The sequence below is a fragment of the Grimontia sp. AD028 genome, assembly GCF_000973155.1.
Classification (GTDB): Bacteria; Pseudomonadota; Gammaproteobacteria; order Enterobacterales; family Vibrionaceae; genus Enterovibrio; species Enterovibrio indicus.
On the sequence record NZ_LASY01000055.1, the window covers coordinates 21,088 to 34,164 of the forward strand.

Consider the following 13,077-nt stretch of genomic DNA (forward strand, 5'->3'; position numbering starts at 1 on the left):
TGGAGAAACCATGGCAGATCTTCAACTTTATCTCGCGTCTGCCTCACCTCGAAGAAAGGCGCTGCTGGAACAACTCTCTGTCCAGTTTGAGATTTTACGTGTTGACGTTGAAGAACAGCGCCAGCCTCATGAACAAGCGGCGGACTATGTCCGCCGTTTATCCCTCGATAAGGCAAAAGCCGGCGTCAATGTCGCGCCTGTCGACCTGCCAGTGCTGGGCTCAGACACCATCGTTGTTTGTGACGGCAAGGTATTGGAAAAGCCCGCAGATCTTGATGCGTCGCGCGCTATGCTGCGCCAGTTGTCTGATCGCCAACATCAGGTGATGACGGCAGTGACGCTGGCAGATCGGAACCATTCCCTGACCACACTGGTCACAACTAATGTATGGTTTAAACCCCTGAGTGACGAAGAAATCGAAACCTACTGGCATAGCGGCGAACCTTGCGACAAAGCAGGAAGCTATGCGATTCAGGGGCTTGGCGGTCGGTTCGTGACCCGAATTGACGGCAGTTATCACGCTGTGGTGGGTCTGCCACTTTACGAAACAGATACTCTGTTAAAAGAATTCCAAAAATTAAGCGGTAAAAACCTATGAACGCAGAGTTATTGATTAACGTGACGCCTTCAGAAACCCGTGTCGCCATGATTGAGGCGGGTAATCTGCAGGAAGTGCATATTGAGCGCGAAGCGAAGCGCGGCATTGTTGGCAACATCTACAAAGGCAAAGTGAGCCGCGTACTGCCAGGTATGCAGGCGGCTTTCGTCGATATTGGTCTTGATAAAGCAGCATTCCTGCACGCCTCTGACATTGTTCCTCACACTGAATGTGTGGCTGAAAACGAAAAGCAGCAATTTCAGGTACGCGATATTTCTGAGCTGGTTCGCCAGGGGCAGGATATTGTGGTGCAGGTGGTGAAAGACCCGCTGGGTACCAAAGGCGCGCGCCTGACTACGGACATCACCTTACCTTCCCGCTACTTGGTGTTTATGCCAGGCGCAGCGCATGTGGGCGTGTCTCAGCGCATTGAAAGTGAAGAAGAGCGCGAGCGCCTGAAGAATATCGTGTCTGACTACTGTGATGACCTAGGCGGCTTTATTATCCGCACCGCGGCAGAAGGCGCATCGGATCAGGAAATGGCTCAGGATGCGGCTTTTCTAAAACGTCTTTGGAACAAGGTGCTGGAGCGTCGTGCCAAGCGTCCTTCCAAGTCGATGCTTTATGGTGAGTTGGGTTTGGCTCAGCGTATTTTGCGTGACTTCGTTGGTACTGAGCTCAACATTATCCGTGTCGATTCCCGTACGGCGATGGAAGCACTTCGCGAGTTTACGGAAGAGTTTGTGCCAGAATTGTCTGACAAGCTTGAGCTCTATACCGGCGAGCAGCCAATTTTCGATATGTATGACACCGAGAACGAAATTCAGCGCTCGCTTGATCGCAAAGTAGAACTGAAATCCGGTGGCTACCTCATCATCGACCAAACCGAAGCCATGACCACGGTAGATATCAACACCGGCGCGTTTGTGGGTCGACGTAACCTTGAAGAGACCATCTTCAACACCAACACCGAAGCGACCCGTGCCATTGCGCGACAACTTCGTCTTCGTAACCTCGGCGGCATTATCATCATCGACTTTATCGATATGAGCTCGGAAGAACACCGCCAGCGTGTATTGCAGTCACTTGAGCAGGCGTTGTCGAAAGATCGTGTGAAAACCAATATCAATGGCTTCACTCAACTTGGTTTGGTGGAGATGACCCGTAAGCGCACGCGCGAAAGCATTGAGCACGTATTGTGTGGCCAATGTCCAACTTGCGAAGGTCGTGGTTCAGTGAAGACGGTGGAAACGGTTTGCTACGAAATTTTACGCGAAATTACCCGGGTGAACCGTGCGTATGATGCCGACAAGTTTGTGGTGTATGCGTCACCGTCTGTGGGCGAAGCGCTGGAAGGTGAAGAATCACACGCAGTAGCGGAGCTTGAAGTCTTCATTGGTAAACAAGTAAAAGTGCATGTAGAGCCGCTGTATACCCAAGAGCAGTTTGATGTAGTGATGATGTAAGCGAGACCGTTCTTTTCATGGCGAAATTTGCTCAACGCTTAGCAGTGACGGTGAAATGGCTACTCGTTGTTTTACTGGTGTGTGCTGCGGTATTTACCGCGGCCATGCGTGTTGTATTGCCCAACTTGGATGCGGCTAAAGCGCCGATACAGCGTTGGGCAAGTGATACCTCTGGCTTTACCATCGACTTTTCTACCTTCAAAGGGCACTGGCGTTATCTGGTGCCTTCTTTGTCTTTGCACGATCTGACACTTTCTACTGAAACTTCCCATCTGGAAATTCTGACGGCTGAAAGCATCGACATGCAGTTCGATCTCTGGGCGACGTTACAGCGCCGGGAGCCGACGTTTTCCAATGTGACGATCACCGGGCTTAACGTCGATCTCACTCAGCTTCCGGAGCGGGACAACAAAAGTAATGAGAGTCTGAAATCTCAGCTGGAGCGTCTGTTTCTGGTCGGGCTGGGTCAGTTTGCTATTCACGACGCCAAAGTGACCCTGCTGTCGCCGTCTGACGAGCGTAAAACCATTGATATTAACTCTCTGCTTTGGGACAACCGCGCAGGGACTCACCATGTTCAAGGTGTGGTGAGTGTTCAGGGGACATCACTCAATAAGCTTGATGTTCAAGGGGTGTTTACTGAAAACAATGGGCTGGGCTCACTCGATGGTGAGTTTTACGTTAAGGCGGATGATGTCTCGCTGAAAAGCTGGATCAGCAAATTCGTTAACCCAGATGTGTCGCTGGCGACGGCTAAAGTCGGCGGCGAAGCGTGGCTGACAGTAGAAAAAGGCGAAGCCCGTTCTGCACTTATCAGTGTGAATAACAGTGATATCGCGTGGTTCCCGAATGCTCCAGTACTACAAAGCCAGGGCAGTAGTACGCAATCGGTCAATATTCAGCGCGGACAGCTTCTGGTCGAGCAATCCGGCGATGGCTGGCATATCGCCACTGATAACTTCGCGATTAAAACCGATGGCAAACTCTGGCCAGAGCCGAACCTGCGAGCGGATATCAACGATGACGCTTGGCGGGTGAACCTTGGCTACTTTGACGTGCAGTTGTTGCTCCCCCTTCGAGAGTTGGTCGCGCTGCCCAAAGGGGTGGAAAACGCCATCAATGAATTGGCGCCGAAAGGCATGGCGCAGGATATTCGTATTGAGCAACAAAAAGGCGGTGAGGTTCACTACTCTGCAGTCTTGAAAAACGTTGGCTTTAAGCATTGGACCTACTTGCCGGAAGTGCACAAACTGGATTTGACTGTGGCGGGTGTGGGTCAAAACGGCAAGGTCACGCTGGCAATGACTGACGACATCCTGCCGTATGGAGACTTCTTTCAGGCACCGCTCAACATTGAACAGGGTAATGTGGTCGGCTACTGGCAGATGCATGAAGATAGCGTGACTATCTGGTCTGACAGCGTGGCTGTGCGCTCGCCTCATCTGGATGTGGTGGGCGAGTTCCGTCTGGATATCCCGTTTGATGACCGCAGCTCCTGGCTTGCGTTCTATGCTGAAGCCAGTCTGAACAATGCCGGCCAGACATGGCGGTATCTACCCGCTTTGGCACTCGATGAAGAGCTTACCGACTATCTTTCTGCGGCGATTCGTGGAGGGCAGGCTGATCACGCCAAGCTGGTGTGGTATGGCGACTTTGAAACCTTCCCGTACCTCGAGCATCAAGGTATTTTTCAGGCTTATGTGCCGCTCAAAAACGGGCAGTTCAGCTTTGATACCCAGTGGCCGACGCTGACAGATTTGGAACTGGATCTGCTGTTCCAAAATGATGCTCTGTATCTTGATGCGTCCAATGTCGGACTGATGGGGGCCCGCGGTTACGGTTTGAAAGGGGAAATCCCCTCTTTCAGCGAAGACAACAGTGTGCTCTTGATTGACGCCAATATCGCCTCAAGTGGGGCTGATCTTCGTGACTATATGCTGGCAACACCGCTTGTCGATTCTGTCGGTGCTGCACTGACCCATGTCCAGGTCGAGGGAAAGGTGAATGGAAAGATTTCACTGAACATTCCACTCAACGGGGATGATGTGTTGGCAAAGGGTCAGGCATCGCTGAAAAACAGCAAGGTCTCTATTGTCAGCCCTGAAATGACGTTTGAGAAAGTCAGCGGCACCATCAAATTTGATAATGATGTGGTGTGGGCGAAAAAGCTCAAAGCTAACTTATTGAAGCAGCCCATCAATATCGGGTTTAAAGGTGAAACAGAGTCTGATAACTATCTGGTTAACATTGATATTGATGGTAACTGGGAAGCAGACAAGCTGAAGGCCGCGTTGGATCAGCCAGATATGTCCTTTATTGAAGGGAAATCTGCTTGGGATCTGAATGTTGGTATTGCACTGAAAGATGTCGGCTTTACCTATGACGTGAAGTTAGATGCCGATCTGACGACCTTAGATTTCAACTTGCCGTCTCCACTGGATAAGCCTTCTTTCATCAAAGGCCAGGGGAGCATGAAAGCCTCTGGCGATGCACAAAGTCTGGTTGGACAGGTAGAGCTGCCAAACGTGAAGTACCAGGCCAATATTGATATCAGCGGCGAGCTGCCCGTTGTGACCAAAAGCCGCACTGTGATTGGTGATGGGGAACTTTCTCTGCAGCCACTGACGGGGAATGCGGTCAGTATTGATGTGCCTGTTCTGGATCTCCATGCATGGAAAGATGTGGTGGCAAAAGCCGAAGCGGCGCATCGTGAATCGAAGGGCTCGTTCCCTGTTGTTTTGCCCAATCCTTCACGACTTAACGTCAAAGCCGAACAGGTGAAGGCGGGAGAGTTGGTGTTCAATAACTTCTCGATGGCGGCACGTAAGAAAAGCGATGGCTTTCATGTTTTGGTAGGCAGTGAAGAGTTGGCGGGTGACGCATGGTGGGATGAAGATAAATTCCTCACTGTCTCTATCGAGCACTTATTCCTCAATATCGACCTGGACAAAGAGAAGCCGGAAGAAGAGGGTGAACGCAAAGGTACCCGGTTAGCCAATGATGTCGACCGTGCTCTGATGCATTATATCCCTTCAACCGATTTGACAGTGAAAGAGCTCTGGCTGCAGGGATACCGCGTCGGCAAAGTGGAAACCCAGCTGCTTAAGCGCGGTCAAACCATCACCATGCCGAAGTTTGCCATCGACAGTGGTGGCACCCGGATTCGTGCCAATGGTGATTGGTCTATCTCGAATAAAGGGTTTAACCATTCTGAACTTACCTTTGATGTATCAGCGAAAAACAGCAGCGATCTCATGGGGCGCTTTGCCGTGACTGGCGGTATTCAGGACGCAACGGTGAAAACCTCGGGTGAGCTTAGCTTCGATGGTGCGCCTTGGTCTGTGAATGTTGAAACCCTGAATGGCGTGCTCGAAACCAAAATCGAGAACGGATATATCAGTGGTGTTGGGGGCGCAGGGCGTTTGCTTGGTCTGTTTAGCCTGGATTCTATCTTGCGGAAAATGCAGCTCGACTTCACCGGCGTGTTTGAGGATGGTCTTGCTTTTGATGAGATCAGCGGCAGTGCCTCAATCACTAACGGGGTGATTGTCACGGATAATATCCAGATGAATGCGCTCGCAGGTGATATGTTTATTAGAGGGATAGCAAATCTTGCGAAAAATCAGGTTAATGCGGACGTCAGATTCGTGCCTGATTTGACCTCCGGGATTCCGGTTTTAACCGCATTTGCTGTCACCCCTCAAACCGCACTCTATGTATTGGCAGTCACCACAGTGCTTTCGCCAGTCGTAGACGCGTTCACACAGGTTCGATATCAGGTAACCGGGGCCATTGATGATCCCGTCGTCAGGGAAGTTTCGCGTAGTACAGGCGAAGTGACGTTACCTGAGCAGGCCACCAAGCGCTTGCGGGAACAGCAGAAGGAGCAATGAGTAATGACCAAATTTGGCGTCGTACAAATGAATTCAGGGATGGATCCCGAAGTAAACCTCGAAGTACTGGAAGGTCAGCTGAAGCATTTGAAAGCGCAAGGTGCGCGATTGGTGCTGACACCGGAAAACTGTCTGGTGTTTGGCACCAAAGAAGACTATGACAAGCACGCTGAAGTGCTGGGTCATGGCCCTTTGCAAAAGAAGCTTTCCCAGTTAGCGTTTGAACTCGGTATTTGGCTGGTGATGGGATCATTCCCGATTCGTAATAACGATGGCACCTTGAGCACCACTTGTCTGGTGTACGATGCCGCCGGTAACCTTCGTGCCTCTTATGAGAAGCTGCATATGTTCGATGTCGACATTGCTGACAATCACCGCAGTTACCGTGAGTCTGATACTTTCAAGTCCGGCGACAACTTGGTATTGGTCGACACTCCGTTTGGCACGCTTGGGCTTTCTATCTGCTACGACGTGCGTTTCCCGCAGCTTTATTCAGCGCTTCGCCAGCGTGGTGCAGACATCATTGTCGTCCCAGCTGCATTTACGAAAGTCACGGGTGCGGCGCACTGGGAAGTGTTGCTGAGAGCCCGCGCGATTGAAACCCAATGCTGGGTGTTAGCCGCAGCGCAATGTGGCAGTCACCAAGGCGGACGTGAAACTTACGGCCATTCGATGATTGTTGACCCTTGGGGGCAGGTGGTCACTACCCTTAATGAGCAAATTGGCACGGCATGGGCCGATGTCGATTTGGCGTCTAACAGCGCAATCCGGAGCAAAATGCCTGTCATGCAGCATGCCCGGTTGCAATGCGCGATGAAATAGCGCAGTCTCGAACCCATATCTCTCCCGTAATACACTGGATTGCGGGACATTCCTTTTTTAGCGCTAAAGAGCAGTTTATTCATGAGCCTGGAACACGTGGAAGAAACCATGCTGCACCTTTCCGGTGTCAGTAAAAGTCAATTAAGCCAAACGCTTGAGCATTTGGCGGCAAGAAACATCGACTATGGTGATGTTTACTTCCAGTCGTGCTGGCACGAATCGCTGGTGCTTGAAGATTCGATTATCAAAGACGGCTCATTCAACATTGATCGTGGTGTTGGCGTCCGAGCTATCACTGGCGAGAAAACCGGCTTTGCTTATTCAGACCAGATCAATGCAGATGCTTTGATGCAAAGCGCGACCGCGGCACGCGGAATCGCAGACAAAGGCGGAAAGCTAAAAGTGTCTGCGTTTGCTTCACGCCAATACCCAATGATTTATCAGGCGATTGACCCGCTGAAGAGCATGTCCAAAGAGGAGAAAATCGCACTGCTGAAAGAAGTCGATGCTTATGTCCGTGCCAAAGAACCTTTGGTGCAGGAAGTATCAGTCAGCATTGTAGGTGTATACGAGCAGGTATTGATTGCAGCAACCGATGGCACTTATGCTGCGGATGTTCGCCCTCTTGTCCGTTTTTCTGTCAGCGTACTGGTGGAAAAAGACGGCCGCCGTGAGCGCGGCTCTGCCGGTGGTGGTGGTCGCTTTGCCTATACCTACTTCACCTCAGAAGAAGACGGTAAAACCGTTGCGATGAACTATGCCGATGAAGCAGTCAGACAGGCGCTGGTGAATCTTCATGCCAAAGGTGCACCTGCCGGTACCATGCCTGTGGTGCTGGGCGCAGGTTGGCCAGGCGTATTGCTGCACGAAGCGGTGGGCCATGGCCTTGAAGGGGATTTCAACCGCAAAGAGTCGTCTGTATTTACCGGCCAGATTGGTGAGCAGGTGACATCGCCGCTTTGTACTATCGTTGATGATGGCACCTTACAAGATCGCCGTGGCTCGCTGAACATTGACGATGAAGGTGTGCCGGGCCAGTACAACGTGCTGATTGAAAACGGCATCCTGAAAGGTTACATGCAGGATAAGCATAACGCTCACCTGATGGGTGTTGCGCCAACGGGCAATGGCCGTCGTGAGTCTTATGCACATTTACCAATGCCACGTATGACCAACACTTACATGCTGGCAGGTGAAAGCACGCCGGAAGACATCATCAGTAGCGTGGAATATGGATTGTATGCCCCTAACTTTGGCGGCGGCCAGGTGGATATCACCTCTGGCAAATTTGTGTTCTCTACCAGTGAAGCCTACTTAATCGAAAACGGTAAAGTGACCACACCAGTGAAAGGCGCGACGCTTATTGGCAGTGGTATTGAAGCCATGCAGCAGGTGTCTATGGTCGGTAACGACCTGAAGCTGGACCGTGGTGTTGGCGTCTGTGGTAAAGCCGGTCAAAGTGTGGCGGTTGGTGTGGGTCAGCCAACCCTCAAGCTGGATGCGATGACGGTCGGTGGCACAGAGTAATTGCTGAGGATGAAATACAAAAAAGCCGGGTAACCCCGGCTTTTTTAGTCTTCAGACTCTGCTTTCAGCGTTTTCAGCATCTGGAAGATTTCGCGGTAAGCTTTTGGCGGCTTGTTGCTTTCCTGCTCTTTCTTCGCCTGACGGGCTAGTTGACGCAGCTTCTGACGGTCAGCACTTGGGTATTGTGCCACTACATCGTTAATGGCAGCATCACCTTCTGCGACGACGCGATCACGAAGCTTTTCCATTTTGTGCAGCTCAATCGACTGTTGGCTGTGCTTGTTGCGCAGCAAATCCAAAGCCGCCTGAATAGGCTCGGGATCGCGGGCGCGCATCAGTTTGCCGATGAACTGCATTTGACGGCGCTTGGCTTCTTTGTCAAAGCGTTGCGCGTCAGAAATGGCTGCACGCAAATCGTCGTCCAGCGGAAACTTTGCCAGTACAGAAGGTTTTAAAGCAACCAACTCTTCGCCCAGCTTCTGCAATTCTTCCATGTCACGTTTCATTTCTGTCTTGCTGACCCAAATGATCTCTTCTTCCTCTTCCCAAGGCTCACGTTTGTTCTTACGGCCCATAATTCTTCCCGAGGTTGTTTGACGGTTTCGATAACGGCGTATCTTATCAAGAATGTCGAATTTTGCTGGTGTTTTTTAAGCATTGCGGCCCTTTCGAGTGGTATGCTTATCAGCAACACTCATTAATTTAAGACCTTATGGACGTGAAACAACAGGTTGCTCAGCAACGTACTGAGCTGGAAGCGGCGGTGACCCGTGCGCTGGAGTTGGCGGGAAAGAAAGCGGATGCGGCAGAGGTAGCAATCACCAAAACCACGGGCATCAGTGTATCTACCCGCATGTGCGAAGTGGAAAACGTCGAGTTCAACAGCGATGGCGCGCTGGGTATTACTGTTTACCGCGGCAACCGTAAGGGCAGTGCTTCTACCTCTGATTTATCTGAAAAAGCGATAGCTCAAACCGTTGAAGCGGCTTTAGATATCGCCAACTATACCTCAGAAGACCCGTTCTCAGGCCCTGGCCCGAAAGAGCTGATGGCGTTTGATTATCCGGATCTGGATCTGTTCCACCCGGATGAGCCAGAGCCGGATCACGCAGCAGAAAAAGCGATTGCTGCCGAGCGTGCAGCACTGGATCACGACAAGCGCATCAAATTCAGTGATGGTGCCAGCTATGACAGCCACTACGGTGTGCGCGTCTATGGCAACAGCCATGGCATGCTGGGTAGCTATGCCTCCAGTCGTCACAGCATCAGCTGCAGCGTGATTGCGGAAGACAGTAAAGGTATGGAACGCGATTACAGCTATACCGTTTCCCGTGATAAAGATGAGTTATGGGCACCAGAAAAAGTGGGTATTGAGGCAGCTAAGCGCACTCTCTCCCGCATGGAACCGCGCCGCTTGGCAACAGGGCAGTTCCCGGTGATGTTTGCTGCTGACGTGGCAACCGGCCTGCTTGGCCATTTGGTGATGGGTATCAGCGGTTCGAATCTCTACCGTAAGTCTTCCTTCCTGCTGGACAAGCTGGGTCATCAGATCCTGCCTGATTGGTTTGAGATAAACGAGCGTCCACACATTTTGAAAGGTATGGCGAGTGCACCGTTTGACAGCGAAGGTTTGGTGACGCGCGATCTCGATATTATCAAAGGCGGTGAGTTGCAAACCTACCTGGCAACCAGCTATGCGGCTCGTAAGCTGAACATGCAGCCGACAGGTCATGCTGGTGGTATTCACAACTGGTTTGTGAAAAACACCGGCCAGTCATTTGAGCAAATGCTGAAAGAGCTGGGTACTGGCCTTATGGTGACCGAGTTGATGGGGCAAGGTGTGAATATCGTGACTGGCGATTACTCACGTGGTGCAGCGGGCTTCTGGGTCGAGAATGGTGAAATCCAATATCCGGTCAGTGAAATCACGATCGCAGGTAATCTGGCGGATATGTACAAGCAGATTGTGGCAGTGGGTGCAGATACGGAGTTCCGCAGTCAAATCCAGACCGGCTCAATCCTGATTGAATCAATGAAAGTCGGCGGCGAGTAAGCGCATCGCTGAACATGCTGAGAGAAGAAAGCCACCTTAGTCAGGTGGCTTTTTGTTGGTTAATAGCCAATGATATAGCGGGACTTCACTTTGCCTGTCAGGAGTTTGTTCAAGGCAATGGCAATCAACATGCTTAGGGTGATCACAGCAAAACATGTGACCATATAGTACGGAATATTCGTTGATTCCGGGTGATTCAGGAATGGTAGCCTTTTAATGGTGGTCAATACCCATGGGTGGATAAAGAAAATCGCAAAGCTGGTATCGGATATCAGGTCCGTTAATTTGGTTTTGAAAACGAAGGTTTCCAGTAAGAAATAAAGCCCAATAGATAAAAACATTTTCTGGATAAACATAATGTCCATACCAGCATATTCGAAAACGCTTTTTGAATAGCTCCCTTCGTGTCCCTGAGTATATTGGTAAAATGCCAATGTAACGGCTACTGAAAGAAGAACCAGTGATTTCACACCACAGTTTTTATTGATTTCTTCGCGGTAAAGTGAAATGTAGATACCAGCCAAGTAAAATGGCGTGAAGTAAACCAACATCTGTACTGGGTTAATGTTCTCATAAGAGCGGTGTAGGAAGATAGAAATAACGGAGAATAAGGCAATGATTATGATTTGAGTACGTCGGGATAGCTCAATAAATTTAAAATGAAGTGGAGAAACGAGAAATAAAAGAATGGCGAACGGAATATACCAATAAGCGGTTAGCATTCTTCCCGTTAGATAATACTTAATGGTTGTTGAAAATGCGCTGTCATCTGGAGAGAAAAATACAATTCTGTAATAGTCCGCATCAGGGGCGAAGAAGCCGGATTTGATGACATAAACCAGCGGTATAGCGAGCGAAGTAAGAATGAGATAGGGAACAATAATTCTTTCAAACTTCCCTTTCATAAATGATTTGTATTGATATCTCTTATAGAAAATATGATGAAACATATAGCCAGAGATAAAAACAAAAAGTGCAGTGCCACCAGTCAATATGTTCTTAATAACTGAGAACAATCCAGTCGTGTCTTCAAAACCATAAACATAAGCATGGCTCATTACAATCGCGATGATTGCTACAGCCCTATAGTTGTGGATGGATTGCAAGAACATTATCACCTCCTGTATTAATATTCCTTCAAAAATTCTACTTGTGTTCAGGTAAGAATTTTGTCTAATTCTTGATTGTCTAGAAAAATTATTAGCATTAATTTTTGATGGTTTTTATTTTTAAAAAAGTAGGAGGAGTATGTTTTTGAGGGGAAAGTCGATGTGAGGGATGTGACTTTAGTTCTATAACAAACCTCCTGGCGGAGGTTTGTTATATTAATGTCAATATAAGTTTAAAATTATATTAAAAATAACGTTGCCAATCCCAAGAATACAGAAAGACCAACCATGTCTGTGATTGTGGTCAATGCCATACCTCCCGCAAGGGCAGGATCGATTTTCATTTTCTTCAAAAGGATAGGTACGGTAACACCGGCAACACCAGCGACAACGAGGTTTGTCAGCATAGCCGCAGCAATGATACCGCCCAGCATCAGGTTACCTTTCCAAAGTACGACGACACCGCCGATGATGCAGGCCCAAATTACACCGTTGAGAAGACCTACCAGTGCTTCTTTATTTAACAGCCAACGGGTGTTGGAGTCACCGATATGACCGACGGCTAAACCACGGATCACGAGTGCAACGGTCTGGTTACCGGCAACACCGCCCATGGAAGGAACGATAGTCATTAAGACCGCAATGGCTGCCATCTGATCGAGCGTGTTTTCGAAAAGGTTAGAAACAGAGGCTGCAGCAAGTGCAGCAAGTACATTGGCACCCAACCAAATGCTTCGGCTGCGGGCAGATTTCAATACCGGCGCGAAGGTGTCTTCTTCGTCATCCAGACCCGCCATACTCATCATTGAGTGTTCCGCATCTTCACGAATGATATCTACCACATCATCGATGGTGATACGGCCAACGAGTTGGTGGTTTTCGTCTACAACGGGAGCCGAAACCCAGTTTCGGCGCTCAAAAAGGCTGGCCACGTCGCTGTCACTCATGTCGACGGGAATCGCATCATCCACGTCTTCCATCACTTCCAGCACTTCAGTGTCGGGCTGTGAGGTGAGCAATGTGGTGATAGGCAGCTCACCGATCAGGCGGCTGTTCTCATCGACAACATAAAGGGCATCGGTGGCTTCCGGAAGTTCACCGCGCATGCGCAGATAGCGCAATACGACGTCAACGGTGACATCCGAGCGGATGGTCACCACGTCGATGTTCATCATCCCGCCGGCAGTTTCTTCCGGATAAGCAAGCGCCTGTTCAACGCGCGCACGGTCCTGGGCGTCCATCTGTGAAAGGACGTCCTGAGAGACGTTATCGGGCAGGCTTCGAAGCAGGTAAGCCACATCGTCGGTGTCCATGCCTTCTGTCGCAGCGGCAAGCTGCTCAGGCTGCATTCGCACCATGATGCCGTCTTTCACATCCTCAGAAAGCTCTTCGAGGATCTCGCCTTGCTCTTCAGGATCGGTCAACTGCCAAAGAACCAGACGGCTCTTCGGTGGAGATGCTTCCAGTAGGTGCGCAATATCCTCGGGTTCCATGTCTTCGAGCATGCGACGGACATGAACAAACATACCGTTTTCGAGGGCGCGACTGACTTCCTGCAGCGTTTGGTGCGTTTGGCTAGGTTGTTCTACTTCGTAATTCTCTGCCATGG

General features: G+C 50.1%; 9 protein-coding genes. 6 read left to right on the forward strand and 3 right to left on the reverse strand.

What is annotated here, in order from left to right; genetic code table 11:
• Nucleotides 1-10 precede the first annotated feature (10 nt).
• The 5 genes from RN22_RS12910 (at nt 11) to tldD (ending at nt 8,306) form a co-directional block, all read left to right on the forward strand.
• Nucleotides 11-598, forward strand: coding sequence for a nucleoside triphosphate pyrophosphatase (locus RN22_RS12910; RefSeq protein ID WP_046304868.1), 588 nt, complete (start codon nt 11-13; stop codon nt 596-598).
• Nucleotides 595-2,064 (forward strand): ribonuclease G, encoded by a 1,470-nt coding sequence (gene rng, locus RN22_RS12915; RefSeq protein ID WP_002537282.1) that lies wholly within the window; start codon nt 595-597, stop codon nt 2,062-2,064. The genes RN22_RS12910 and rng overlap by 4 nt, the downstream gene beginning before the upstream one ends.
• 17 nt (nt 2,065-2,081) lie before the next feature.
• Nucleotides 2,082-5,957 carry a YhdP family protein gene (locus RN22_RS12920; RefSeq protein ID WP_046304870.1) on the forward strand — a complete coding sequence of 1,292 codons (3,876 nt, stop codon included), beginning with the start codon at nt 2,082-2,084 and terminating at the stop codon, nt 5,955-5,957.
• Between the two features lie 3 nt (nt 5,958-5,960).
• A complete protein-coding gene (locus tag RN22_RS12925; protein ID WP_046304872.1) occupies nt 5,961-6,779 on the forward strand; it encodes a carbon-nitrogen hydrolase family protein in 819 nt (272 codons plus the stop codon).
• Between the two features lie 81 nt (nt 6,780-6,860).
• Complete coding sequence (tldD, locus tag RN22_RS12930; RefSeq protein WP_046304874.1) at nt 6,861-8,306, forward strand: metalloprotease TldD; 1,446 nt, start codon at nt 6,861-6,863, stop codon at nt 8,304-8,306.
• Between the two features lie 44 nt (nt 8,307-8,350).
• Here the strand turns inward: tldD and yjgA are convergent, their stop codons facing one another.
• Complete coding sequence (gene yjgA, locus RN22_RS12935; RefSeq protein WP_046304876.1) at nt 8,351-8,881, reverse strand: ribosome biogenesis factor YjgA; 531 nt, start codon at nt 8,879-8,881, stop codon at nt 8,351-8,353.
• Nucleotides 8,882-9,018: 137 nt separating this feature from the next.
• On the opposite strand from yjgA, the gene pmbA reads away from it, so the two are divergent.
• Nucleotides 9,019-10,359, forward strand: a complete 1,341-nt coding sequence (gene pmbA, locus RN22_RS12940; RefSeq protein WP_002537291.1) for a metalloprotease PmbA — start codon at nt 9,019-9,021, stop codon at nt 10,357-10,359.
• Between the two features lie 59 nt (nt 10,360-10,418).
• Here the strand turns inward: pmbA and RN22_RS12945 are convergent, their stop codons facing one another.
• Together RN22_RS12945 and mgtE are read right to left on the reverse strand one after the other, a co-directional pair.
• A complete protein-coding gene (locus RN22_RS12945) occupies nt 10,419-11,471 on the reverse strand; it encodes an acyltransferase (RefSeq protein WP_046304878.1) in 1,053 nt (350 codons plus the stop codon).
• Nucleotides 11,472-11,707: 236 nt separating this feature from the next.
• Entirely contained in the window at nt 11,708-13,075 is a 1,368-nt protein-coding gene (mgtE, locus tag RN22_RS12950; protein WP_046304880.1) for a magnesium transporter, read from the reverse strand.
• Nucleotides 13,076-13,077: the final 2 nt, after the last annotated feature.